Here is a 25,573-nt window from a genome sequence, read left to right on the forward strand (position 1 = left end):
CCGCAGCCCGCCCGCCACGAATGCAAGCCACTAAGCCAAGCCACTAAGCCAAGCCATTACGCATCACCGGAGAATTGCATGACCCAGTTTGACCCCGTCCGCCGTGACGTCCTGAAACTCGCCGCCGCGCTCGGCGCCGGCGCCCTTGCGCCTTCGCTCGCGCGCGCCCAGGCATGGCCGGCCAAACCCATCCGGCTGGTGGTGCCGTTTGCACCGGGCGGCAGCTCCGAGATCGTGGCACGTTCGACGGCCGCCGAACTGACGCGCCTGCTTGGCGTATCGGTGTTCGTCGAAAACAAGCCGGGCGGCGCGGGCAACGTCGCCATGGGAGAAGTCGCGCGCGCGGATGACCAGCACACGCTGATCCTGGGCCACATCGGTACGCTCGCCGTGAATCCCTACATCTTCGCGAAGCTGCCCTACGACCCGAACAAGGACTTCCGACCGGTTTCGCTGCTATCCAAAGTGCCGAGCCTGTATGTGATCCATCCCGACGTGCCGGCGAAGAACCTGAAGGAGTTCATCGCGCTGGCCAAGAGCAAGCCCGGCAAGCTCAACTACGGTTCGGCCGGCAATGGCAGCGCCGGCCATCTGGCTTTTGAGTACCTGAAGGCCGCCTCCGGCACCTTCATTACCCACGTGCCCTACCGCGGCAGTGGCCCGCAGATCACCGATCTGCTGTCCGGCCGGCTCGATGCGGCCGCGGTCGGTGCGCCGGCCATCCTGCCGTTCATCAAGGCCGGCAAGCTGCGCTGCATCGCCACCGGCACGTCGCAGCGCATTCCGCAGCTGCCTGACGTCGGCACCGTCGCGGAACAGGGTTACCCGGGCTTCGAGATGACGCAGTGGTACGGCCTGCTCGCGCCGGCAAGTCTTCCCCAGCCCGCCACCGACAAGCTCGCGGACGCCACCATCAAGGCGGTGAAGAGCCCGGCGTCGGCACAGCGGCTCGGCGCCGATGCCGCGCTGGTGGTGGGTAGTACGCCGGAAGAATTCGCGCGCTTCATCGCGCAGGAGCAATCGCGGTGGAAGCCGATTATTGCGCGCGCGCAGATCAAGCCGGATTGATGGTCGTTTTTGACATTTGACTGCTGGTTTGTTGGGGGGGGGGGTTTGGGGGTTGGGGTTGAGGTGTCGTTCTTGGCATGCGCCGCCGTTTCGCCGGCGTAGCCGGCGAGTCACTTTTTGTCCGAGCGACAAAAAGTAACCAAAAAGCGCGTCGTTGCCGCTGGCCATCAATTCCACGGCGGCAGGGGTTCCAACGGCTTTGGACGCCTGCGATGGTGGTCAGCCGTTCGACCCTGCTACGCCATGTGAGTCAGAACCTGTGCCTGGCGCGGCACGGCTTTTGGACGATCCCCAAGACGGACTCGGGTACAGCGTTTCAATAAGGTCAGCGGTGGGACGCCTTCGGCTGCGCTGCGCGCACGTCGTCGTCTGGGGGCAAGCTCATCAGCGTCGTGGACTCCCGAGGTCCATCTCCTCTCTTTAGTTCGCGCATGTCATGGTGGGCATCGTCACCGAGGCGTAGTTCGCCCTGGGCCTGCGTGCTCAGACTTGGGCTCTGCGCGCAGCGCAGCCGAAGGCGATCACACGATATCGCCCGCAGCAGGGGCCACGAACGCTTGCAGGGCTCGTTCAATCAGCGCCGTATTCCCACTCACGGTGGTGCCCCACGCGGCAGGCAGCGTAACTGACTCTGAAGCCCATACCCGTACAACACCCCTCGCACACTACGATAAAAATTCGCCCCTTTGGGGCAACCAAAACGCGTTTTTGGTTACTTTTGTCGCTCGGACAAAAGTGACTCGCCGGCTACGCCGGCGAAACAGCAGCGCCAGCGAAGAGCGACAAACCCAGCCCACCCAGCGGCACATACCAGCCTCCGGCAAAGAACCCAAAAAATCCAATCCACGATGGAATAAACCCACCCCCTCGTGCGTCTACCAGGCATGGGTCCGCTCCCCGGACCGCCTGAACCACGAGGAATCATGGCTCTCCCGCCCCGCCCACCGCGACCTTCTGCCTCTGCCCGGACTGTCCTGGCATTGACGGCAGTATTCCTGCTGCCGGCTATCGCTGCGGCCCAGGCCACCAACGACCAGCAGAAGTTCGCGGCCGAGAATGAGGCCGCCATGACCCGGATGATGGACGGCATGGCCGTCAAATCAAGCGGCGATATTGATCAGGATTTCGCGGCCATGATGATCCCGCATCACCAGGGCGCGATCGACATGGCCATGGCCGAACTGCGCTACGGGCGCAATGAACAGCTGCGGCGCATCGCGCAGGAAATCGTCGTCGAACAACTGCAGGAAATCGCCGCGATGCGGCTCGCGCTCGGCCAGCCGTTGCCACCCTCCGCGCCGGCGCCGACCCAACCGGCCATCGCCGATCAGCCCCTGCCACAAGCTGCCGGGCACAACCATTCCACGCACGCACACTGACAACAAGACCAAGCCATGAACCGGAATCCTGTCCAGTCGTTCAAGAACCTGACCTTCACGCTGCTGCTCGGCCTGTCCGGCGTCAGCCTGGCCGGACAAGCGCCCGGCCCGCTGAGCGCGCCCGATGTGCCAGTGAGCCACCGCGACCGCATCTATGCAGCCGAGCAGTTCTCCAACACGGTGTCGGTGACCGACCCGGCCGACAACAAGCTGCTGGGCGTGATCCGCCTGGGCGATCCTGCGCCGGGCAATTTCAGCCCGCTGTATCGTGGTCAGGTGCTGGTGCATGGCCTCGGTTTTTCGCCCGACCGGCGCACGCTGGCCGTGGTGTCGATCGGCTCCAACTCGGTGTCTTTCATCGACACCGCGACCAATGCCGTCAAGCACGTGACCTACGTGGGCCGTTCGCCGCATGAAGCGTTCTACACGCCCGACGGCAAGGAAGTGTGGGTGACGGTGCGCGGCGAGAACTACATTTCGGTCATCGATGCGAAGACGTTCGAGGAAAAGACCCGCATCACCGTCGCCGCAGGCCCCGGCATGCAGATCTTCTCGCCGGACGGCAAGTACGGCTATATCTGCTCGTCGTTCAATCCTGAGACCGCAGTGGTGACCGTCGCGGATCACAAGGTCGTCGCACGCGTGAAGCAGGAAAGCCCGTTCTGCCCGAACATTGCCGCTACGCCGGATGGCTCGCAGGTGTGGTTCACGCTCAAGGACATCGGCAAGACCCAGGTGTTCGAAGCGCGTCCGCCGTTCCGCATGATCAAGACCATCGAGACGGGACCGATCACCAACCACGTCAACTTTGCGCACACTGCGGCCGGCACGTTCGCCTATATCACCATCGGCGGGCTGAACCAGGTGAAGGTGTTCCGAACCGACGACTTCTCGCAGGTCGCGACCATTCCGGTGGGAAGCCTGCCACACGGCCTGTGGCCATCCGGAGACGGCAAGCGCATCTACGTGGGGCTCGAAAACGCGGACAGCCTCGCGGCGATCGATACGGCCACCAACAAGGTTGTTGGCTCTGTGCCGGTAGGCCAGGCGCCGCAGGCCATCGTCTATGTGCCGGATGCGGTGCCCGAAGGCACGGGAACGCAAGGGCTGCAGCCGATCGGGTTGGCCGGCCAGACCACGCAACTGCGGCTGCTGCCCGTGGTCAACGGCAAGCCCGGAGCGAGCGACAATGCGCCGACAAGCGTGACGCTATTCGACCAGGGCCTGCTGCAGGTGCTGCAGGCATCCGCCACGGGACTCCAGCCGAAGCAGCCATATGTGCTGGCACTGGCGAGCCAGGCCGATGGCAGCGGCGTGCTGGAGCCGCTCGCGAACTTCATGACCAACCCTGCGGGCGCCGCCATCGTCAATGCGATCGGGCCGATCCGCCAGGTTGTGCAGGGCATCGCCGGCACCGAAACGCGACGCTATCTTGTGATCGCACCATCCGACCATGGCAAGCCCGCTGCGCCGGTGCAGATACAGGCCATGTAGGAGGCGCCGTGTTGTCCATGCGTAGGCGGGAGGATTGGTCGTGAAGGACCTGTTGCAGCAAGTCGAGCCGATGATCCCGGCGCTGCGGCGTTACGCCCGCGCGCTGCTGCGCGACGCGGCTGCCGCCGACGATCTCGTGCAGGACTGCCTCGAAAAGGTCATCACCCACTGGGACAGCCGCCGCCACCACGCCGACACGCGCAGCTGGGTGTTTGCAATCCTGCACAACCTGGCGATGACGGCGCTGCGCCGCCACGCCGGCACGTCGGGTCTGCATGTCGACATCGACGATGTGGCCGAATCGCTGAGCACCCGCGCGACTCAGGAGGATGCCTTGCGCTACCGGGATCTCATGAGCGCGCTGGACGCGCTGCCGGCAGAGCAGCGCAGCGTGCTGCTGCTGGTATCGGTCGAAGACATGTCGTACGCAGATGCCGCGCGCGTGCTCGACATCCCGATTGGCACGGTGATGTCGCGCCTGTCGCGCGCGCGGGACAGGCTGCAGCGGATCATGGAAGGCGACGAGACGGCGACGGCAACGGGATCGCCCCGGAAGCCGGCATTGCGGAGGGTCAAATGAACGAGAACCGGCCCGTGCAGGAAGAAGACCTGCAGGCCTATGTCGACAACGCGCTCGACGAAGCGCGCCGGCAAGAGATCGAGGCCTATCTGCGCGACCACCCGGACGTCGCGCGCCGCGTCGATGGCTATATCGTCCAGCGCCAACGCTTGCGCGACACGTTCGCGCCGGTTGCAAGCGAGCCGATCCCGCCCGAACTGAACCTGCGCCATATGCTCGCCGCGCGCCGTGCGCGCACGGCTGCCCCGTGGCGCATGGCCGCGTCGGTGGTCGTTGCGCTGTGCGTGGGCGGCCTGGCGGGATGGATGGGCCGCGGCGCTACCGAGCCGGCATCAGGCGGCATTGCCGCCCTGGCGCGCGAGGCGACGGCGAGTTATCAGGTCTTCGCCCTGGACCTGAACCGCCCCGTGGAGATCAGCGCGAACGACCGTGCCGACCTGGTCAGATGGGTATCGGCACGGCTGCAGCGCCCTATTTCAGTCCCGGACCTCAGCCAGTCAGGCTACCGCTATATGGGGGGGCGCCTGGTGGCGACGGAGCACGGCCCGGCCGGCCTGTTCATGTACGACGACGGGCACGGCTCGCGCGTGGCCATGCTGGTGCGGCCAATGCAGGTCGACCAGGACACGCCGATGAAGGCCCATCGCCAGGCCGGCATTGCCGGTTATTCGTGGGCAGACCAGGGACTCGGCTACAGCCTGGTCGCCTCGGCTTCCACCAGCGGCCTGCATCCGCTCGCCGACGAAATGCGGCGGCAGATCGGCGAGCAGGTGCGCAAGCCCGCGCCAGCGTAGTGCCGACCTAACGCCGGGCGGGCCTGCGCATCAGCGCCCGCCTGCGCCGAACAGCCGCTTCACGCGCTCCCACAGCACGCCGAAGAACAGCGCGACGGGGTTAAGCTGCACAGTCTTCATCCGCTCGGCTTCGCTCAGCGTGGGATCCATCCTGCGCGCAACCGACTTGCCGAAGTCGGCAATCATGCGCCGCACGAAATCGCGCACGAGTCCGGAACGCGAGAATTGAGCGAGTGGGCCTTGCAGCGAATACTGGAGGTCCACTTCGACTTCCGTCTCGCTGGCCGAGTGCGCGGTGAGCTGGTAGGCGATATCGCCGGCGGCCTTGGAGTTGCTCAGCGAATCCTGCCCCGCGCCCTTGAGCACGCCGCGCTTGTGGACGTCATCGCGCTGCAGCCTTGCCGCACCTTCGAACCGTGCGGACATGGGGCCGAACTTGATCGCGATGTGTCCCTTGACCTTCTCGCCCTCGATTTCGGTCAATACCGCGCCCGGCAGGCAGCCTGCAACGGCCGGCAGGTCGGCCATGAATGCCCATACGGCGTCGAGCGGATAGGGCACGGTGAAGCTGCCTTCGATGCGGGACCAGCCCTTGCGGTCCGCGGCGCGCCCCGCTTCATTGGCCGCGGTGGCGGCATGCGCTGGCGCAGCGCCCAATGCTTCGTCGGAGACGGTAAAGCCGGTGAACCCCTTTGTTGCAGCGGCCAAAGGCGCGCCTGGCACCACGGCGCCCGGGTCCGGCCGGCGCGCGTCGAGCACCGAACGGATGGCCGCGACAATGCCCATATAGCCCGTACAGCGGCACAGGTTGCCCGAGAGTTCATGGCGGATGGTGGCCTCGTTCGCATCGGGCAGCCGCAGCACGATATCGCGCGCGGTGGCGAGCATGCCCGGCGTGCAGAAGCCGCATTGCAGCGCATGATGGCGATTGAACGCCGCGCGCAGGTCGGCCATGACGGCATCGTCCTGATAGCCCTCGACGGTGACGATATCGGCCCCCTCGCAACCAGCGGCGAAGCTGATGCACGAGCGCACGGGCTTGTCGTCGACCAGCACCGTGCAGGCGCCGCAGACGCCGTGCTCGCAGCCGAGGTGGGTGCCCGTCAGGCGATGCGTGTCGCGCAGGAAGTCGCCGAGATGCGTACGGTCCGTACACGCGCCGGATACCTGCCGGCCATTGACGGTGAATGCGATGGTTTGCACAGGGTTCCTCAGTTCAGCATTTGCATGACGCAGCGCGTGACGACGGTGCGGCACAGCTTGCGGTCGATGGCGTCCTTGTCCGGCGCGGCGAGCGCGATGGCCTCGTCCACGGCCTGCACGGTCAGCGCGGCGGCGCCTTGCGCCGCGACGGCACGGGTCAGCTCGCGCAGGACAACCGGCGGGCCGTCGAGCGCGCCAAGCACGATGCGTGCGAAGCGGCGGCTCGCGTCAAAGTACGCGGCGCAGCTGGCCTCCGCGAACTCTCCGGTTTTGCGGCACAGCTTCTGATAGCCCCATCGCGTATCGGCGCTTGCCGGCGGCACGCGTACTGCGGCGATCAGTTCGCCCTCTTCGAGCACCGTGGTGTAGGCGCCGATCATGAAGGCATCCATCGGTACTACGCGGGTGCCAGCGGCCGAGGCGATCTGGACCTGTGCGCCGAGCGCGGTCATGGTCACCACCCAGTCCGCCGCGGGATCGGCATGCGCGAGACTGCCGCCCACGGTGCCGCGATTGCGGATCGCGCGGTAGGCGATACCGCCCGCCACGGCTTGCAGCATGGTGCCGCGCAACGCGTCGAAGACGCCGTCTTCGATCTGCGCATGGGTCACGCACGCGCCGATGCGCACATAGTCGGAACTGGCCGTGACCTCGCGCAGTTCCGCCAGCCGCGATACGTCGACGACAGTATCGGGGCGAGTCAGGCGCAGGTTCAGCATGGGGCCAAGCGACTGGCCCCCGCCCATGGCTTTGGCAACGTCGGTGCCCGCGCCAAGACGCGTGAGCGCATCGGCGAGCGAGTCCGGGGCTTGATAGGAAAAAGCGACGGCTTTCATCGGTCAGGCAGCCTTCCTGCTTTCGGATTGGGTAGCGGCAGCATCCAGCGCCTCCAGCACCTTCCTTGGGGTCAGTGGGGTTTCCTTGAGTTCGATGCCGAAATCGCGCAGCGCATCGTTCACGGCATTGAAGATCGCGGCCGGCGGTGCGATGGCGCCGCCCTCTCCCATGCCTTTGGCGCCGAACTCCGTATGCGGCGACGGCGTTTCGAAATGGTGGATGCGGATCGACGGAATCTCGGTCGGTCCCGGCAGCATGTAGTCCGCCAGCGTCGAGGCGAGCGGCTGGCCGTTGCCGTCGTAGCGCATCTCTTCGAACATCGCGGTGCCGATGCCCTGCGCCACGCCGCCGTAGGTCTGGCCCTCCACGACCATCGGATTGATCATGGTGCCGCAGTCCTCGACCACCACGTAGTCGAGAATCTCGACGTGGCCGGAATCGATATCAACTTCCACGGCCACGGCATGCGTGGCGTACGTGAAGCTGCCCGTATCGACGGCCGGCTTGAATCCCATGGTCGTCTCCAGGCCCTGTGCATCGACGTCGGCCGGCAACAGGTGCGGGTTGATGTACCAGGCATCGGCGATGCGATCGACGGCGATGCTGGCTTCGCCCGCGCGCACGTGTCCCGCGTCGAAGCGTGCGGATTCCGCTGGCTGGCCGAGCATGTGCGCGCCGATCTTCAGCAGCCGCGGCAGCAGCGCCTTGCATGCGCGCGACACCGCGCCGCCCGACATCACCAGCGAGCGCGATGCGTACGTGCCCGTCGAAAACGGCGTCAGCCCCGTATCGCCATGCACGACCTTGATCCGCGCAACATCGATGCCGAGGATTTCATTGGCAATCTGCGCGAACGTGGTTTCCATGCCTTGCCCGTGCGAATGCACGCCTACGCGCACTTCGAGGCCGCCATCCGGCGTGATACGCACGGTAGCGGAATCGAAACCCGGAATCACCGGCGTGCCCCACGCCGCGAATACCGAGGTGCCGTGGGCCGATTGCTCCGTGTAGGTGCCAAAGCCCACGCCCACGTAGCGGTTCCCTTCGGGGCCGGCCTTCTGGCGCGCACGGATTGCGGGCAGGTCGATCATCTCCATCGCCTTGCGCACGCTGGCCGGGTAGTCGCCGCCGTCGAAATGCTTGTTGGTTACGTTGATGTAGGGCATGGCCTGCGGCGGTACGAGGTTCTCGCAGCGGATTTCCCAGGGCTCACGGCCGACCTCGCGCGCGATGGCGTCGATCAGCAATTCCATCGCGAAGCACACGCCGGTACGCGCCACGCCGCGGTATGGCACGAAGCCAGGCTTGTTGGTGGCGACGCAGACGGTCTCGCAGCGATAAGCATCGAACGCATACGGGCCCGGCAAGTTGCCGATGGCCTGTCCTGGCTCCAGGCCGATCGTGAATGGCCAGACCGAGTAGGCACCGCCGTCGATGGCGATCTTCGCGTCCAGCGCCAGCAGCCTGCCGCGCGCATCGGCATAGGCGGTCAGTTCGTAGTGATGCTCGCGCGAATTGGCGCCGGCGGTCAGGTGCTCGCGCCGGTCCTCGATAAAGCGGAACGGCCGCTTGTACGTCATGGCCAGCCACGCGATGCACAGCTCCTCCTGCTGCAGCACGCACTTGTAGCCGAACGCACCGCCCACGTCGGGCGAGATCACGCGCACGCGTTCCTGCTCCAGCCCGAGACAGTGGCTCAGGATGGTGCGGATCATGTGCGGCACCTGCGTGGCGCTGTACACGACGAGCTGGTCGAACTGGTGGTCCCAATAGGCCAGTACCGCCTTGCCTTCCATCGGCACCATGCACTGGCGCGCCAGGTCGATCTTGCGGTGCACCACGACGGTTGCCTCGCGCTGCCGCGCTTCGAAATTCTTGTCGGCGGTGAGCGTCAGGAAGTTGTTGTCGCGCCAGTGCTCGTGCACGCGGACCTCGCCCGCCAGTTGCTGCGCCTGCGCGACTTCGGTCAGCGCAGTCAGCTCGTCCAGATCGAGGGCCACCTGCTCGGCGATGTCCTCGGCCTCGGCGCGGGTCGGGGCAAACGCCATCGCCACGGGTTCGCCGACGAAGCGCACCTTGCCGCTGGCCAGCGGCGGCTGCGCCGAGGGCTGATAGGACGGAAACGCCGAGTCGGCGACGATGTCCTTCGCCTCTTGCATGTCCTCGCGCACGATCACGGACGCGGCCAGACCCTGCGGCTTCGTCACCGCGAGCAGCCTTGCATGCGCCACAGGACTGCGCAGGAATGCCACTTCCTGCAGGTCCGGCATGGCGATATCCGCCACGAACCGGCCCTTGCCGTGCAGATGCCGGGCGTCTTCCTTGCGCGCGACACGCGCGCCGACCCCCTGGCTCCGCCCTTCCCCTGAATGATTCGGTTCCATCGATGTCCTGTCTTCGTGGCCGGCGGCCACGGCGGGCGGAGTGCCCGCCGCGACCCTTCACATACTCAGCATACTGACCAAAATGCTAAGGACCGTGGCCCCGGCCTGTCAATTGCGGCTTCACCGCATGGCAAGCGGCGAAAACGCCACGCCTGCGCTCAATCGCGCACGCCGATCGCCGCGAGCGCGGCGGACCGCGGCATCACAGCCGCATATTTCTGCTCCATGTCGAACAGATTGGCCTCGTGCGGCCCGAGCGCGCGGTCTCCCACGCAGTCCGACAGCACCAGCGGGCGGAAGCCATACTGCATCGCATCAACCACGCTTGCACGCACGCAGCCGCTGGTAACGGCCCCGGCTACCAGCAGCGTCTTCACGCCGCGCTGGGTCAGCCATGCAGCCAGCGACGTGCCGAAGAACGCCGATGGCACGGTCTTGCGTACCACCAGTTCGCCTGGCGCTGGCGCCAACTCGTCCACGATGGCGCTGTTCCGGTCATGCTCCTTTAGCGACAGCATGTTCGGCACCTTCATCGAGAAGACGTTGTGGTCCGCGCCATCGTCGGCATAGACAATGCGGCTGTGCGCAACGGGCCAACCTTCGCGGCGGGCCGCGGCCAGCAGCGGCACCGTGGCGCCGATAGCCTCGCGGATATTGCCGCCGCCAAACACCGCCGGATCGGCAAAGCCGTTGACGAAGTCGATGATCAGCAGGCCGAACGGCGGCGCCAACTCAAACGTGTTGCCGAAGCCCTGGCGCTGGTAGGCGCCGATTTCCTTGTGCATATGGGGGCTACTCCTTCGGGTACTGGAAGCCGTCCGTGACCTTGCCTTCGGTCACCACGTCCACGCCGTCGAGCCGTACGGTGCAGCGGCGCAGCGGGATATCGATATGGCAGGTCGTGGTGCGCTGCCCGCCGGCCTCGTTATTGGGGCCGAGCGAGAACAGGAAGTTGCCTTCGAACGCGCGCGCATCCATGCCGATGGTCGCTTCGCGGTCATACAGCCCCAGCGTCGCCCAGTGTGCGCGCGGCTGCAGGCCCCAGCCGATGTGCGAGATCGCGTAGGCCTCGGGGTCCTTGAATGACTCCATGTATTCGCTCAGCAGTTCCGCATGCAGCCCGCCTTCGATGCGCGTGGCGAAGCCGTTCTCGACCGTCAGCGTGACTGGCTCGGTGACGTAGGCCTTCTGCGGCAGGAGGATATCGCCACGGTCCAGCACGATGGTGCCGCTGGCACCGCCTTCGTTCGGCCAGGTCAGCACGAAGCCGCTCGGCCAGTGGTCCCAACGGCCGGGTTCATCGACGAAGCCGTACTCGCTGATGGCGGGGAACTCGCCAAGCGGGCAGCGCAGATCGGTGCCGGCGGCCGACACCACATGCATGGCTTTCGCGCGGCCGAGCCGCTCGGTGGCAGCCTTCACGCGCTCGCGGTCAGCCTCGGTCGGCACCATGCGGACCAGCACCTCGGGCGGCTCGACAGCGAGCAAGATCTTGGTGCCGCCTTTCAGGATGTCGTGCTGCTCGGGCGAGAACAGCAACGTCATCAGGTCCAGCACGAGGTCGCTGGCTTTCAGCGCCGAAATGGCGGCGCGGTTGCCGGTCAGCGGCGTGGTGCCGAGATAGGCCAATGCATCGCGGCTCAGCGCCTTCTCGCCATTGACGGGCGGCAAGTCGAGCCGGTTCACGATCGCGCCCATTGCCTGCGTCGCGATCAACGCGGTGGACAAGGTCTGCGGATGCGTGGCGGCGCTGGTGAGGATGGTCACCGTCTGCCCTCGCTCGAGCTTCGACAGCTTGAGCACCTGGGTCCAGGCTTCGATCATCTGATGGTCACTGACCGGCATGTCGGCTCCTTGCGTGACGGGGTGGGTAGCAAGCGTTCATCAAAGCAGCGGGGCGCTGAGGAAATCGCCGAAGGCACGATAGAAGCCGGCCTCGTCGTCCCACGGGATCATGTGGCCTGCATCGGCCACGTGGCTGACCAGCACGCCGGGCACGAGCTTGCGGATTTCCTCGACGTCTTCGGCACGGATCACATCACCACGGCCGGCGGTCATCAGCAGCGTGGGTACCTTCACGTGCGGCAGGTCCGCGTGGATATCGTCCTCATGGAAGCCATTGAAGCTGGCCAGGATGGCGCGCTCGTCGCACGTGTGCAGCCATTCGGCGCGCAAGCGCAGTTGGTCTTCCGTCCACGTCGGGCAGAAGCGGCGCATGCCTTCGGCGTCGATGCCTGCGCGTGCGAGGCGGATCGAATCGATGTACCACGGCAGTTGCGCGGGATAGGCGCGACGGCCCGGGCCGGATACGGGGGGATCGACCATCACCAGACGCGTCAGGCCTGCGGGGTGCTGCCGCGCGGCGCGCACGCCGATGCGACCGCCCATCGAATGGCCGACGATGGCATAGCGCTGCAGGCCCAGTGCCTGTGCGAATGTGATCACGTCGGCGGCTTGTGCATCGAGGCTGTAGTCGAGCGTGTCGCTCGCTTCAGAGAGGCCACGGCCACGTACGTCGAGCACATAGGTATCGAAGCGCTGGCCGAACTGTTCGCCAACGAAGCCCCATGTGATGGCCGGGCTTGTGATGCCCGGCACGATGATCACGGCATCGCGCGAGGCGCGTTCGCCATCGCTGCCGCCAAAGCGCAAATAGTGCTGGCGGATGCCGTTGGCGTTGACATTGCCGCCATAGAGAAAGGTGCTCATCGCGCGGCCCTCAGTAGGCGCCCGACAGCAGCGCACCGGCGCCCGGCACGACTGGCTCAAGATCCAGTGCGCGCAGCATGGCGTAGGTCGTGGCAATCGCGGCGGTGATCACCGGCTTGCCGGTCATCGCTTCCACCTTCGCCACAGCAGGCAATGACGGCATCTGCACGCACGCCGATAGCACGATGGCGTCGACATCGGCGATATTCATCTGCGCGACGATGCCGGGCAGCTTCGCCGGATCGTGGCGGCCGACTTCGAGGTTGTCCGGAATTTCCAGCGCGCGGTAGTCGACGACTTCGTAGCCTTCATTGCGGATGTAGTCCACGACCAACTCGGTCAGCGGCTTCATGTAGGGCGCCACCACGGCAATACGCTTCGCGCCGATGACCTTCAGTGCATCAACCAGCGCACCAGCACTGGTAATCACCGGCGCATCACCGCCGTTCTCAGTGGTGTGCGCCTTCAGGCGCTGTTCCGACTTGCGGTGGTAGCCGTGCCCCATCGCCATGATCGCAACCAGGCACGCATAGCCGAGCACATCGACGCGCGCATCGGAAAGCTCGACGGCGCAGCGGTCGGACTCGGCGTCCATTGTGGCCAGTTCTTCCTTGACCACCTTCTTCATGCGCATGCGGCTCGAATGGAAGGTGAACCGTTCGGGGCGGATCTGCTGCCGTGCGGCCAGCATGGCCGGGATCTCGGTTTCCATCGTGGTGTTGGAGCTCGGCACGATCTGGCCGATGCGAAAAACGTTTTGCATAAGTATCCTTGCGTAGTGCGATTACAGCTTCAGAAGGCGTTGAGCGTTGCCGTGGCAGACCAGCGCGCGCGTCGTTTCATCGAGCGGCGCCTCTTCGATGAACTTCGCTGCGACCTCGGTGGATTCGTAGGGATAGTCGACCGAGAACATCACCGCTTCCGGTCCCATCTCGGCAATCGCGCCGGCCAGCGCACCGTGCGAGCACACGCCGGATGTGGTGATCACGATATTGCTGCCGATGTACTCCGACGGCGCGCGCGCGAGCCGCACGCCGTGCGAATAGACCGCGAAGCGGCTGTCAAAGCGCCAGCGCTGGAACGGCAGCCCTTCCCCCATATGGCCGAGGATGATCTTCAGGCGCGGAAAGCGGTCGAACACGCCGCCAAACAGCAGGCGCAGCGCGTGCGATGCAGTTTCCACGCCCCAGCCCCACGCGGCACCATCGAGTTCCGGATGGCCATTCAATACCTGCGGCTTCACAAAGGCATCGGTCGGATGCAGGTACATCGGCACGTCGAGCGATTGCATGCGCTCCCAGAAGGCGTCGTAAGCAGGATCGTCGTAATAGCGGCCGTGCGTGTGCCCGTTCACCAGCGAGCCTTTGAAACCGAGCTCGCGCACGGTGCGCTCAAGTTCCTTGGCGGCCTGCTCCGGATCGTGCATGGGCAGTGCGGCAAAGCCGGCGAAGCGCGTGGGATGGCGCGCGATCTGCTCGGCCAGGAAGTCATTGCTCTGCTGCGCACGCGCTACCGCAAGTTCGGAATCGGCTTCGCCTTGCACGCCCGGCCCCGTCTGCGACAGCACGGTGATATCGATGCCCGCGCGATCCATTTCCGCGAGGCGCAGTTCGTCGAAATCGGCAAGGCGGCGGCCAAGGTCCGCAAAGACCGCCGGGTCGATATGCTGCGTGAATCCCTTTGAATAGGCCTGGAAACCTGGGGTCATGAAATGCTCTTCCAGGGCGATCTTCTTCACTGTCGTCATGCTGTGGGGGCTCCTGATGAGGGTCTGCCGTGCGCCAGGAACGCTGCTGCGGGGGCGCGGCGTCATTTATTCAGTACACTGACTAATTGCGGATTCTAGACAGCGAAATTTCAAAAGTCCAGACAGGAGATCCGGAGGGTTAACACCTATAACGATGGTCCAACACGCTCAGTACACTGCCCCATATGCTCAGTATGCTGACGATATTAACAAGTCGTTTAAAAGCAGATATCGCATCGAAGGCGGCCTCTGTGTTCTGGCCCGCATTTTGCTCAGCATACTGCGCTTCTCATCAGCATACTGACTGATGCACCGGAAGCAGGCACAGCGGCACGCCACCAGGCTGTCGACAGCCAAAAGGCTCGCTGCTTTGCACCATCCGGGAAGAAGAAAAGACAAATGAGACAACTGGCTTCACCATAGGACCCCCGCCATGACTATGAGCCTGACCCGCGATGAAGCGCGCGCCTCCGCTTCCGGCATGACCGCCGAGGAACGCAAGGTCATCCTTGCCTCCTCTTTCGGCGCGCTGATGGAGTGGTACGACTTTTACATCTACGCTGCGCTGGCGGTTTACTTCGGCGCACTGTTTTTCCCGAAGGGCAATGAAACCGCTGCCTTCCTGGCCAGCCTCGCGACGTTTGGCGCGGGCTTTCTGATCCGGCCCGTCGGCGCCCTGCTGTTCGGCCGGCTGGGCGACCTGATCGGCCGCAAGTACACGTTCCTCGTCACGATCCTGCTGATGGGCATTGCCACGGTCGGTGTTGGCGTGCTGCCCACGTACGAGCAGATCGGCATCGCGGCGACTGTGCTGCTCGTGCTGCTGCGGTTGCTGCAAGGCCTGGCGCTCGGCGGCGAAGTGGGCGGCGCCGTCACCTACGTGGCCGAGCATTCCCCTGTCAGCAAGCGCGGCTTGTACACGAGCTCGCTGCAAACGACGGCCACGCTGGGCCTGCTGTCGTCGTTGTTCGTGGTGTACCTGCTGAAGACGTTCCTGACCGAGGCGGAATTCCGTGCCTGGGGCTGGCGCATTCCGTTTATCGTGTCGCTGGTGATGCTGGTGATCTCTGTGTACATCCGCGGCAAGCTGCACGAATCGCCGGTGTTTGCGCGTATGAAGGCCAGCAACGCGACATCGAAGGCGCCGATCCGCGAGAGCTTCACGCAATGGCACAACCTGAAGTTCGTGCTGCTGCTGTTCGTCGTGGCAGCGGGCCTTGGCGCCATCTTCGGTACCGGCCACTTCTATACGATGTTTTTCGTGAACAAGACGTTGCATGTGCCGATCGAAACGGTGCACATGCTGATCGCCATCGCACTGGTGGTGGCCACGCCGTGCTATCTGTTCTTCGGCTGGCTGTCGGACCGCATCGGCCGCAAGTACATCATGATGGTGGCCTGCCTGCTGGCAGCGCTCACGATCCAGCCTATCTTCAAGGGTCTGACGCACTATGCCAACCCGGCGTTGGAGCACTTCCAGCAGCAGGGCGCGGTGCAGGTGACGGCCGGCAACTGCAAGCCACGGCTGTTCGGCGATCCGGTGTCCGACTGCGACAAGATCCGCGGCTACCTGACCGACCTCGGGGTGGGATACACCTTCGTGCCCGCCAGCGACGCGCGGGCCGAAATCCGCGTCGGCACGCAAACGCTGCAGGGCTTTGACCGCGACGCGATCAAACACGCGCTCGTAGCGGCCGGCTGGCCCGAGCGTGCCGATCCGGCGCGCATCAACATGCCCATGCTGTTCCTGCTGCTGCTCGTCCCCATCCTGTTCCTGGCCATGGTGTACGGGCCGATGGCGGCCTTCATGGTCGAGTTGTTCCCTGCCCGCGTGCGTTACACCTCGCTCTCCCTGCCCTTCCACCTGGGCGCGGGCTGGGTCGGCGGCATGCTGTCCTTCGTCGTCACGGCAATGAATGTCTCCAGCGGCGATGTCTACTACGGGCTCTGGTATCCCGTGATCATCGCCGGTGCGGCCTTCGTCATCGGCATGCTGTTTGTGCCGGAGACGCGCGGTCGCGACCTGTCCACCTGACCCGCTGACCCGCGCACGGACCCGTGAAGGGGCGGAGCCATCCGCCTTATTTTCCGCAGCATCGTCAGCATACTGATTTCATCAAACGAGTGCCCTAGCGCGGCGATGGCGCCGGGGCACCTCAAGCCATAACCATCGCACCCATACGGACCATCCACGAAGACAACCGGGAGCCCCACATGTCAAATACTCGCACCGTCCGCACCCTTGCCGTATCCACGGCCCTGCTGGGCCTTGCTGCTGCCGCACCTGCCTGGGCTGATGCCAATGGCGTCAAGATCGGCGTCATTACCGATATGTCCGGCTCCTATGCCGACCTCTCTGGCAAGGGCTCCGTGCTTGCCGCGCAGATGGCGGTCGAGGAATTCGGCGGCAAGGCGCTGGGCAAACCCGTCACGGTGCTCTCCGCCGACCACCAGAACAAGGCCGACATCGCCTCGTCGCTGGCACGTCGCTGGTTCGACACCGATGGTGTCGATATGGTGATCGACTTCCCCAATTCGTCGACGGCACTGGCCGTGCAGGAAGTCGCGAAGCAGAAGCAGAAGATCGACATCGTCTCGACCGGCGGCGCGATGGCGCTGACCAACCAGAACTGCTCGCCCACCGGTTTCCACTGGGCATGGGACACGTATTCCGTCTCGTATCCGCTGGTCAAGCGCATGATCGACCAGGGACGCAACAGCTGGTACTACATCACCGTGGACTACGCGTTCGGGCAGTCGCTGGAAGCCGATTTCCGCAAGGCGGTGGATGTCAGCGGCGGCAAGAACGTGGGCAGCACGAAGCATCCGCTCAACGCCAGTGACTTCAGCAGCCCGGTGGTGGCTGCGTCGGCGTCCAAGGCCAAGGTCGTGGTGCTGGCCAATGCGGGCAACGACATGATCAACGGCGTGAAGGCCGCCGGCGAGTTCGGCCTGGTCAAGGCTGGCCAGACCGTGATCACGCCGTCCACGTTCATCACCGACATCAAGAGCCTGGGCCTGAACACCGCGCAGGGCCTGACTTATGTGGATCCGTTCCGCCTGGACCTGGATGCGAAGTCGAAGGACTTCGTCGAGCGCTACTACAAGCGTCACAAGGCCTACCCGACGCACGGCCAGATCGGGGTGTACTCCGGCGTGCTGCATTACCTGAAGGCGGTGGAAGCGGCCAAGACCGTCGATGGTCCCGCCGTCGCCGACAAGATGCGCGCGCTGCCCGTCAACGACGCCTTCGTGCACAACGGCAAGGTGCGCGCAGACGGCCGCATGGTGCATGACATGTACCTCGCGCAAGCCAAGACGCCGGCCGAGTCCAAGGGACCGTGGGACCTGGTCAAGTACGTTGCGACCATTCCTGGCGACGAGGCATTCCGCCCGCTGTCGGCCAGCGAGTGCGCGCTGGTGAAGAAGTGAGCGCCATGTCCGACAACGACGTCATCCTGCAGACGCGCGGCCTGACCAAGAGCTTCAAGGGCTTCACGGCCGTTAGCGATGTCAGCCTGCGCGTGCGCCGTGGGTCGATCCATGCACTGATCGGCCCGAACGGCGCGGGCAAAACTACGTGCTTCAACCTGCTGACCAAGTTCCACGCGCCATCTTCGGGCTCGATTCACTTCAACGGCACCGATATCACCGCCCTGCGGCCTGCGCACATCGCTCGCATGGGCGTGATCCGTTCGTTCCAGATCTCGGCCGTGTTTCCGCAGCTTAGCGTGCTCGAGAACGTGCGCGTGGCGCTGCAGCGCAAGCTCGGCACGGCTTATCACTTCTGGCGCAGCAAGCGGTCGCTGTCGAGGCTGGATGCGCGCGCCATGGAGCTGCTCGATGCGGTAGGCCTGGCGAGCTTCGCGCACCTGCCGACCGCCGAGCTGGCCTATGGGCGCAAGCGTGCGCTGGAGATCGCCACCACGCTGGCGATGGACCCGGAACTGATGCTGCTCGACGAGCCGACGCAAGGCATGGGGCACGAAGACGTGGAGACGGTCACCGCACTGATCAAGCGCGTCTCGGCCGGCCGCACCGTGCTGATGGTCGAGCACAACATGAGCGTGGTCTCGTCCATCGTCGATCGCATCACCGTGCTCCAGCGCGGCGCGATCCTGGCTGAAGGCAGCTATCAGCAAGTCTCGAACGACCCGCAGGTCAAGGAAGCGTACATGGGCACCACCGACGAGACCACGGATCTGCACGCCCGAACGGAGGCCGCATGACGCAGAACGCTACACCCGCGCTGGAAATCTGCGACCTGCATGCCTGGTACGGCGAATCGCACATCCTGCACGGCGTGAATCTCACGGTGAATGCCGGCGAGGTCGTCACGCTGCTGGGCCGCAACGGCGCCGGGCGCACCACTACCCTGCGCGCGATCATGGGTCTGGTCGGCCAGCGCAAGGGCTCCGTGCGCGTGCATGGCCAGGAAACCATCGCGATGAAGACGCACCGTATCGCGCCGCTCGGCCTCGGCTACTGCCCGGAAGAACGCGCCATCTTCTCGAGCCTGTCGTGCGAGGAAAACCTGCTGCTGCCGCCCGAGTTCCCGCGTGCGGCTGGAACGGCTGGCCTGCGCGAGCCGATGACGGTCACAGAAATCTACGAGATGTTCCCCAACCTGCTCGAGCGGCGCAAGAGCCAGGGCACGCGCATGTCGGGCGGGGAACAGCAGATGCTGGCCGTCGCGCGCATCCTGCGCACCGGCGCAAGCGTACTGCTGCTCGACGAAATCTCAGAAGGCCTCGCGCCGGTCATCGTGCAAAAGCTCGCAAAGATGATCACCATGCTGCGCCGGCGCGGCTACACCATCGTGATGGTTGAACAGAACTTCCGCTTCGCCGCCCCGCTGGCTGACCGCTTCTATGTCATGGAGCACGGTGCCATCGTGGAAGCATTCGAATCGGCGGACCTGGAACGCAAGATGCCGACGCTCAACGCACTGCTCGGCGTGTAAGGAGAATTGCCAATGGAATTGTTCGGAGTGCCCCTGCCAGCGCTGCTCAGCCAGCTCTTGCTGGGGCTGGTGAACGGGTCGTTCTACGCGATCCTGAGTCTGGGGCTGGCCGTGATCTTCGGCCTGCTCAACGTGATCAACTTTGCTCATGGAGCACTGTTCATGCTCGGCGCAGTGCTGGCGTGGATGGGTATGAACTACCTGGGGCTCAACTACTGGCTGATGTTGTTGCTCTCGCCGCTTGCGACCGGAGTGATCGGCGTGGTGCTCGAGCGCACCATGCTGCGCCATCTGTACCGGTTCGACCATCTCTACGGCCTGCTGCTGACGCTGGGCATCTGCCTGCTGCTCGAAGGGTTGCTGCGTTCGGCCTATGGCGTTTCCGGCCTGCCCTATCCGACGCCGGAAGCGCTGACGGGCGCGACGTCGCTGGGTTTCATGGTGCTGCCCAACTATCGCGCATGGGTCGTACTGGCGTCGCTGGCCGTGTGCTTTGCGACCTGGTACACGATCGAGAAGACACGGCTCGGGTCCTACCTGCGGGCCGGCACCGAGAACCCGCGCATCGTCGAGGCGTTTGGCATCAACGTGCCGCTGCTGGTGACGCTGACCTATGCGTTCGGCGTGGGCCTGGCCGCACTGGCCGGCGTGCTCGCTGCGCCAGTGATGCAGGTGTCGCCGCTGATGGGCCAGAACCTGATCATCACCGTCTTCGCGGTCGTGGTGATCGGCGGCATGGGCTCCATCCTTGGATCGATTTTCACGGGCCTTGGCCTTGGCGTATTCGAAGGCCTTACCAAGGTGTTCTATCCCGAGGCTTCGGCCACGGTCGTGTTCGTGGCCATGGTCTGCGTGCTGCTGGTGCGCCCGGCCGGTCTCTTTGGAAAGGAAGCATGATGACGTCACGCGACAACCGCGCCACGTTCGCATACGGGCTGCTGCTGGCGGTCCTGGTGGCGGCCCCGTTCCTGGGCGCCTATCCGGTGCTGGTGATGAAGCTGTTGTGCTTCGCATTGTTCGCCTGCGCCTTCAACCTGCTGCTGGGCTTCACCGGGCTGCTGTCGTTCGGCCATGCGGCGTTCTTCGGCGGCGCGGCCTATGCCTGCGGCTACGCGATGAAGTCGCTGCAGGTCACGCCGGAACTCGGCTTGCTGTTCGGCACGGCGTTCGGCGCGCTGCTCGGTCTGGCCTTTGGCGCCCTGGCCATCCGCAGGCAGGGCATCTACTTCGCGATGATCACGCTGGCGCTGGCGCAGATGTTCTACTTCTTCTGCCTGCAGGCGCCGGTCACTGGTGGCGAAGACGGCTTGCAGGCAGTGCCGCGCGGCAGCCTGTTCGGCGTGGTCTCGCTGGAGCCGGACATGACCATGTACTACCTGGTGCTGGCCATCACAGCGGCGGCGTTCCTGGGCATCATGCGCATCGTCAATTCGCCGTTCGGGCAGATCCTGCGCGCAATCAAGGAGAACGAGCCGCGCGCGATCTCGCTGGGCTATGACGCCGACCGCTTCAAGCTGCTGGCGTTCGTGCTGTCGTCGGCGCTTGCGGGACTGGCTGGCGCGCTCAAGACGCTGGTGCTCGGCTTTGCGACGCTGACGGACGTGCACTGGATGATGTCAGGTGCCGTGATCCTGATGACGCTGGTAGGCGGCATGGGGACGCTGTCAGGTCCCATTGTGGGCGCGCTCGTCATCGTGGCGCTGGAGAACAAGCTTGGCGATGCCGGCACCGCGCTCGCGGCGCTGACCGGCATCCCCTGGTTCGACTCGCTTGGCGAATCCGTCAGCCTGGTTACCGGGCTGATCTTTGTGGTCTGCGTGCTCACGTTCCGTCGCGGCGTCATGGGCGAGATCGAGGCGCGGTGGGCAAACCGCCCTGCCTCACGCCCCATCGTCCCCACCGCCCGCGCAGCCCAATCCGGCGCCGCCGGCACCGGACAGGGTTAACGAGGATAGTTCCCGCATAAAACATCAGTACACTGACTGTTATAGTCAGTGTACTGACAGATTGAGAACGGAGAGCCCCCATGGCATGGATTGAAATCGACAACGCCGGCACGCTGCAGAACGACGAAGTGATGCCGCTCAACCTGGGTGATCGCCAGCTGGCCGTCTTCCGCAGCGACGACGAATACTTCGTCACCGACAACGTTTGCACGCACCAGTACGCGCTGCTGTCCGACGGCTACCTGGAAGATGGCTGCATCGAATGTCCGCTGCACCAGGCCCGCTTCGACATCCGTACCGGCAAGGCCATGTGCGCGCCGGCCAGCACCGATATTCGGACCTACCCGGTCAAGTTCGAAGACAGCCGGGTCTGGGTCGAGCTGTGATGGAGCTGCCATGTCTGCGCAAGTATCCATCCTCATCATCGGCGCCGGCCAGGCCGGCGCGATAGCCGCCGCGGAGTTGCGCAAGCTGGGTCATGCCGACCGCATTGTCATGGTCGGCGGCGAACGGCATGCGCCATACGAGCGGCCCCCGCTTTCCAAGGCAGTGCTGGCCGATGCCGGCCAGCAGGGCCAGATCGGTGTGCATCCTGCCGGCTTCTATGCGGAACGTGACATCGACCTGCGCCTCGGCACCACCGTGAGCGCGATCGACGCCGCGCGCAGCGTTGCCACCTGCACTGACGGCAGCGAGATCCGCTTCGACACGTGCCTGCTCGCCACCGGCGGCAGCGCACGCACGCTGCCCGACTTGCCAACCGACACGCCGAACGTGCATTACCTGCGCACGCTGGACGATGCTGCGCGCCTGCGCGAGGCCATGCAAGGCACCCACGAGGTCCTGGTGATCGGCGGCGGCTTTCTCGGGCTGGAAACCGCGTCCACTGCGGTCGATCTTGGCCTGAAAGTGACCGTCCTCGAAAGCGCCGAACGGCTGCTCGGGCGCGCGGCGCCGGCCGAGTTGAGCGACTGGCTGGCACAGCGCGTGCGGGCCCGCGGCGTGGACCTCAGGCTTGGCTGCCAGATTGCCGCGATCGAACCGCAAGCGCAAGGCATGCGGGTACGGCTTGCGGATGGCACGGCGTGGCACGTACCGGTGCTCGTCGTTGCCATCGGGCTGACCCCCAACACTGAACTCGCCGCATCGGCGGGGCTTGCGCTGCACCCCGGCAACGGCGGTGTCCGCATCGACGAACAGGGCCGCACCAGCGCGCCAAACATCTATGCCGCTGGCGATTGCGCCAGCCAGTTTCAGCCACTGTTCGGCAGCGAAATGCGCATGGAGTCATGGCAATCGGCCAATGAGCAGGCCCGCATCGCCGCAACGTCCATGCTCGGCTTGCAGGCCGCACCGGCTGCCACGCCGTGGTTCTGGACCGACCAGTTCGGCTGCAACGTGCAGATGCTCGGGGCCGCCCTTCCCGGCATGCGGTACGCCTGGCGCGACGCGCCTGCCAGCGATGCGGCAAGCCCGAAATTCATGCTTTTCGGCACGCTGGATGGCTGCCTGCGCCACGTCATCGCCGTCAATGCGGGCGGTGATCTGCGCCAGCTGCGCGCGCTCTTCGGCCTGCCCGTCAACGAACACCTGGTCCGTCTGTGCGACGCCGCCCTGCCCCTGCGCCAGCTCGTGCGCGAGGTGCAGGCGGAGACTTCCAGCCGGACCGCAAGCCTCACCACAATCTGAAAGGAACACCCCATGTACCAGACACAAGCGGTGATCCAGCACAAGCTGGGACGCAAGGACACCGGCCTGGCCGACTGCCGCTGGCCCGAAGACGGCCTGCATTACATCCCCGACTGGGTCTACACCAGCCAGCCGGTCTATGACCTGGAGCTCGAGAAGATCTTCCGCGGCCGCTCGTGGAACTACGTCGCGCTCGAAGCGGAAATCCCCAACGCGGGCGACTACAAGCGCTCCTATGTCGGCGCCACGCCGGTCGTGGTGTCACGTGCCGAGGACGGTTCGATCAATGTCTTCGAAAACCGCTGCGCGCACCGCGGCGCCGAATTCTGCCGTCACAGCCAGGGCAATACCAAGGAGTTCGTCTGCCCGTATCACCAATGGTCCTATGACCTCAAGGGCAACCTGCAGGGCGTGCCGTTCAAGCGAGGCGTGAACCGCGCGGGCGGCATGCCGAAGGACTTCCGCAACGAGGACCACGGGCTCGTAAAGCTGAACGTCGCCACGCGCAATGGCGTGATCTTCGCCTCCTATGCGGACAACATGGAAAGCCTGGAGGAATACATGACGCCGGAGATCCTCAAGGACTTCGACGTCGTGTTCAACGGCAAGCCGCTCAAGGTGCTCGGGTATTACAAGAACGAGCTGCCGTGCAACTGGAAGATGTACCACGAGAACCTCAAGGACCCGTACCACGCCACGCTGCTGCACTCGTTCCTGGTGGTGTTCGGTCTGTTGGTGGCCGGCAACGAGTCCGCGATGATCGCCGACCCCGTGCATGGCCGCCACGGCACCATGGCCTCTGCCAAGAAGGAAGACAAGTACGCGGCCGTCAGCGACGAGAACAAGAAGGAGATGCGCTCTTACCACGAAGGCATGCGGCTCGAAGACGAGCGCTTCCTGGAGTATGTGAAGGAATTCGACTCGCCATGGTCCGTCACCATGCAGACCATCTGGCCGAACCTGATCGTGCAGCGCGAGATGAACACGCTGGGCGTGCGCCACATCGTCCCCAACGGCCCCGACAGCATGCTGATGCTGTGGACCATGTTCGGCTACGAGGACGACACCGAGGAAATGACCCAGCACCGCCTGCGCCAGGGCAACCTGATGGGGCCGGCCGGCTTCCTCGGGCTGGAGGACAACGAGGCGATGAAGTTCGTGCAGGAAGGCGTCCGCCGCTCGACCACGGACGTCAACGTGCTCAAGCTCGACGCCAACCATGTGGGCACGTCGAACTCGCTGATCTCGGAATCGGCGATCCGGGCCATGTACCAGTACTACCGCGGCGTGATGGGGTTCTGAACGATGAAACCGATGAACTACGCTGTCTATCGCGAAAGCAAGCTTGGCGCGGCGCGCGCCATCGAACTGCGGCTCGAGATCGAGAATTTCCACGCAGAATACTGCGCCGTGCTCGATGCAGGCCTGGTCGAGCAATGGCCGCGCTTCTTCACCGAAGACGCGCTCTACCGCATCACAGCCCGCGAAAACGCCGAGCTCAACCTGCCCGTGGGCCTGGTCTATGCCGTAGGCATCGGCATGATGCGCGACCGCGCTGCGGCCATCGCCAACACGCAGATGTTCGCGCCGCGCTACAACCTGCACCTCGTGACCAACACGCGCGTCACCGACGAAACGGCGGATGGCGACATCGTCGCGCAGGCCAACTTCCTGCTGCTGCAGACGCTGGTGGAAGGCCCTACCACCATGCATATGGCCGGCATCTACCATGACCGCTTCCAACGCACAGGGAACGGGCTGCTGCTGCGTGAACGCCAGGTGATCTACGACACCACGATCATCGCGAACGATCTCGTTTATCCCGTCTGACGTTTCCGGAAAGCAGAAGGCGGGCCTTGCGCCCGCCTTGTCATTTGCCGGCGGCTTGCGCCGTCACGGCCTTTACATGCTGCGCAACACCGTACGGCTGTACTGGTTGTTCGCCTCCACCAGCGTGGCCAGCAGGTCCATGAACACCTCGCGCTGTGCGGGCTTCAGCGGCGCCAGCATGCGCTCCTGCGCGCGCGCCATGTCGGCGCGCAACGCGGTCACCACGCTCTTGCCCTCCTTGGTCAGGTAGACATGCCGCGTGCGGCGGTCCGCCGGGTTGTCGCGGCGCTCCACCAGGCCGCGCTCTTCCAGCCGACGCACCACGTCCGCCGTGGTAGTGCGATCCAGCCCGACTTCCTGGCCCAGCGAGGTCTGGTCCAGGCCCGGCAGCACCGATAGCACCGTCAGGATCGCGTACTGCACCGGCGTGATGTTGGGCGCCTTGCACTCCTCGAAGAACATCGCGACGTGGATCTGGTGCAGCCGCCGCACCAGGAAACCCGGCCGCGCCCACAGCAGTTCCTTGGCGGGATCGCTTTCGGGCTCGATCGTCGACACGGGCGCGCTGTCGTCAGCGGCCGCACCGCGCTTCGTTCTTGGAGGCATAGCACTCACCAGTTTGTTAGCACACTGAAAGTATATAGGAAGGCCCGGCGCGGAACCGACTTTGTCCAGACATGCACGTTCGCGCTTGCAAAGCCGCATCTACGATCTGCCACTTTCCACACAAAAAGTTATCTCAAAATCACTTTAATGATGATTTGTCTCGTTTTTTGACATCAAACATTCCAAAAACTAAAACTTCCTATTGACCACGGCGTGTTCTCCGCCTACATTTCCCTCACCAAACAGTTTCTGGAACGAATAGTTCCACTTATTACGTCACACAGGAGACACCCCATGCGCGACCTCGACACGACTACGCAGCCCGCAGTTTCCGGTGGCTCGGC

General features: G+C 64.7%; 24 protein-coding genes. 15 read left to right on the plus strand and 9 right to left on the minus strand.

Annotation, left to right across the window (positions count from 1 at the left end; genetic code table 11):
- Positions 1-78 precede the first annotated feature (78 nt).
- From KHO41_RS18600 to KHO41_RS18620, 5 genes are all read left to right on the plus strand, one after another.
- Positions 79-1,068, plus strand: a complete 990-nt coding sequence (locus KHO41_RS18600; RefSeq protein ID WP_211954752.1) for a Bug family tripartite tricarboxylate transporter substrate binding protein — start codon at positions 79-81, stop codon at positions 1,066-1,068.
- A 923-nt stretch (positions 1,069-1,991) separates the two neighbouring features.
- Positions 1,992-2,447, plus strand: coding sequence for a DUF305 domain-containing protein (locus KHO41_RS18605; protein WP_211954753.1), 456 nt, complete (start codon positions 1,992-1,994; stop codon positions 2,445-2,447).
- 15 nt (positions 2,448-2,462) lie between these two features.
- Complete coding sequence (locus KHO41_RS18610) at positions 2,463-3,941, plus strand: YncE family protein (RefSeq protein WP_211954754.1); 1,479 nt, start codon at positions 2,463-2,465, stop codon at positions 3,939-3,941.
- A 70-nt stretch (positions 3,942-4,011) separates the two neighbouring features.
- Positions 4,012-4,521, plus strand: a complete 510-nt coding sequence (locus KHO41_RS18615; RefSeq protein ID WP_211954784.1) for an RNA polymerase sigma factor — start codon at positions 4,012-4,014, stop codon at positions 4,519-4,521.
- On the plus strand, positions 4,518-5,315 hold the full coding sequence (locus tag KHO41_RS18620) for an anti-sigma factor family protein (protein WP_211954755.1): 798 nt from the start codon (positions 4,518-4,520) through the stop codon (positions 5,313-5,315). The genes KHO41_RS18615 and KHO41_RS18620 overlap by 4 nt, the downstream gene beginning before the upstream one ends.
- 30 nt (positions 5,316-5,345) lie before the next feature.
- On the opposite strand, the gene KHO41_RS18625 is transcribed toward KHO41_RS18620, so the two are convergent.
- The 8 genes from KHO41_RS18625 to KHO41_RS18660 all read right to left on the minus strand — a co-directional run bounded on the left by KHO41_RS18625 (position 5,346) and on the right by KHO41_RS18660 (position 14,195).
- On the minus strand, positions 5,346-6,518 hold the full coding sequence (locus KHO41_RS18625; RefSeq protein ID WP_211954756.1) for a xanthine dehydrogenase family Fe-S subunit: 1,173 nt from the start codon (positions 6,516-6,518) through the stop codon (positions 5,346-5,348).
- Between the two features lie 8 nt (positions 6,519-6,526).
- Positions 6,527-7,354 carry an FAD binding domain-containing protein gene (locus KHO41_RS18630; RefSeq protein WP_211954757.1) on the minus strand — a complete coding sequence of 276 codons (828 nt, stop codon included), beginning with the start codon at positions 7,352-7,354 and terminating at the stop codon, positions 6,527-6,529.
- A gap of 3 nt (positions 7,355-7,357) precedes the next feature.
- Positions 7,358-9,739: a xanthine dehydrogenase family protein molybdopterin-binding subunit gene (locus KHO41_RS18635; RefSeq protein ID WP_211954758.1), complete on the minus strand. Its 2,382-nt coding sequence runs from the start codon at positions 9,737-9,739 to the stop codon at positions 7,358-7,360.
- Between the two features lie 158 nt (positions 9,740-9,897).
- Positions 9,898-10,524: an N-carbamoylsarcosine amidohydrolase gene (locus KHO41_RS18640; protein ID WP_211954759.1), complete on the minus strand. Its 627-nt coding sequence runs from the start codon at positions 10,522-10,524 to the stop codon at positions 9,898-9,900.
- A gap of 7 nt (positions 10,525-10,531) precedes the next feature.
- Positions 10,532-11,584 carry a M29 family metallopeptidase gene (locus KHO41_RS18645; protein WP_211954760.1) on the minus strand — a complete coding sequence of 351 codons (1,053 nt, stop codon included), beginning with the start codon at positions 11,582-11,584 and terminating at the stop codon, positions 10,532-10,534.
- 39 nt (positions 11,585-11,623) lie between these two features.
- Positions 11,624-12,448 carry an alpha/beta fold hydrolase gene (locus KHO41_RS18650; protein WP_211954761.1) on the minus strand — a complete coding sequence of 275 codons (825 nt, stop codon included), beginning with the start codon at positions 12,446-12,448 and terminating at the stop codon, positions 11,624-11,626.
- A gap of 10 nt (positions 12,449-12,458) precedes the next feature.
- Entirely contained in the window at positions 12,459-13,211 is a 753-nt protein-coding gene (locus KHO41_RS18655) for a maleate cis-trans isomerase family protein (protein ID WP_211954762.1), read from the minus strand.
- Between the two features lie 21 nt (positions 13,212-13,232).
- Positions 13,233-14,195: an amidohydrolase family protein gene (locus tag KHO41_RS18660; protein ID WP_211954763.1), complete on the minus strand. Its 963-nt coding sequence runs from the start codon at positions 14,193-14,195 to the stop codon at positions 13,233-13,235.
- Positions 14,196-14,628: 433 nt separating this feature from the next.
- Between KHO41_RS18660 and KHO41_RS18665 the strand changes: the two genes are divergently transcribed.
- From KHO41_RS18665 to KHO41_RS18710, 10 genes are all read left to right on the plus strand, one after another.
- On the plus strand, positions 14,629-16,230 hold the full coding sequence (locus KHO41_RS18665; RefSeq protein WP_211954764.1) for an MFS transporter: 1,602 nt from the start codon (positions 14,629-14,631) through the stop codon (positions 16,228-16,230).
- Positions 16,231-16,409: 179 nt separating this feature from the next.
- Positions 16,410-17,627, plus strand: coding sequence for an ABC transporter substrate-binding protein (locus tag KHO41_RS18670; RefSeq protein WP_211954765.1), 1,218 nt, complete (start codon positions 16,410-16,412; stop codon positions 17,625-17,627).
- Positions 17,628-17,632: 5 nt separating this feature from the next.
- Positions 17,633-18,424: an ABC transporter ATP-binding protein gene (locus tag KHO41_RS18675; RefSeq protein WP_211954766.1), complete on the plus strand. Its 792-nt coding sequence runs from the start codon at positions 17,633-17,635 to the stop codon at positions 18,422-18,424.
- Positions 18,421-19,158 carry an ABC transporter ATP-binding protein gene (locus KHO41_RS18680; protein WP_211954767.1) on the plus strand — a complete coding sequence of 246 codons (738 nt, stop codon included), beginning with the start codon at positions 18,421-18,423 and terminating at the stop codon, positions 19,156-19,158. The genes KHO41_RS18675 and KHO41_RS18680 overlap by 4 nt, the downstream gene beginning before the upstream one ends.
- Positions 19,159-19,170: 12 nt before the next feature.
- Entirely contained in the window at positions 19,171-20,055 is an 885-nt protein-coding gene (locus tag KHO41_RS18685; RefSeq protein WP_211954768.1) for a branched-chain amino acid ABC transporter permease, read from the plus strand.
- Complete coding sequence (locus tag KHO41_RS18690; RefSeq protein WP_211954785.1) at positions 20,055-21,104, plus strand: branched-chain amino acid ABC transporter permease; 1,050 nt, start codon at positions 20,055-20,057, stop codon at positions 21,102-21,104. Before KHO41_RS18685 ends, KHO41_RS18690 begins: the two co-directional genes overlap by 1 nt.
- Before the next feature lie 80 nt (positions 21,105-21,184).
- Entirely contained in the window at positions 21,185-21,490 is a 306-nt protein-coding gene (locus tag KHO41_RS18695) for a non-heme iron oxygenase ferredoxin subunit (RefSeq protein WP_211954769.1), read from the plus strand.
- Positions 21,491-21,500: 10 nt separating this feature from the next.
- On the plus strand, positions 21,501-22,793 hold the full coding sequence (locus KHO41_RS18700; protein ID WP_211954770.1) for an NAD(P)/FAD-dependent oxidoreductase: 1,293 nt from the start codon (positions 21,501-21,503) through the stop codon (positions 22,791-22,793).
- 12 nt (positions 22,794-22,805) lie between these two features.
- Positions 22,806-24,095 (plus strand): aromatic ring-hydroxylating dioxygenase subunit alpha, encoded by a 1,290-nt coding sequence (locus KHO41_RS18705; RefSeq protein WP_211954771.1) that lies wholly within the window; start codon positions 22,806-22,808, stop codon positions 24,093-24,095.
- A 12-nt stretch (positions 24,096-24,107) separates the two neighbouring features.
- Positions 24,108-24,623: an aromatic-ring-hydroxylating dioxygenase subunit beta gene (locus KHO41_RS18710; RefSeq protein ID WP_376989784.1), complete on the plus strand. Its 516-nt coding sequence runs from the start codon at positions 24,108-24,110 to the stop codon at positions 24,621-24,623.
- A 72-nt stretch (positions 24,624-24,695) separates the two neighbouring features.
- Here the strand turns inward: KHO41_RS18710 and KHO41_RS18715 are convergent, their stop codons facing one another.
- Positions 24,696-25,229 (minus strand): MarR family winged helix-turn-helix transcriptional regulator, encoded by a 534-nt coding sequence (locus KHO41_RS18715; RefSeq protein ID WP_244873892.1) that lies wholly within the window; start codon positions 25,227-25,229, stop codon positions 24,696-24,698.
- Positions 25,230-25,573: the final 344 nt, after the last annotated feature.

The sequence above is a fragment of the Cupriavidus numazuensis genome (assembly GCF_905397435.1).
Lineage (GTDB): Bacteria > Pseudomonadota > Gammaproteobacteria > Burkholderiales > Burkholderiaceae > Cupriavidus > Cupriavidus numazuensis.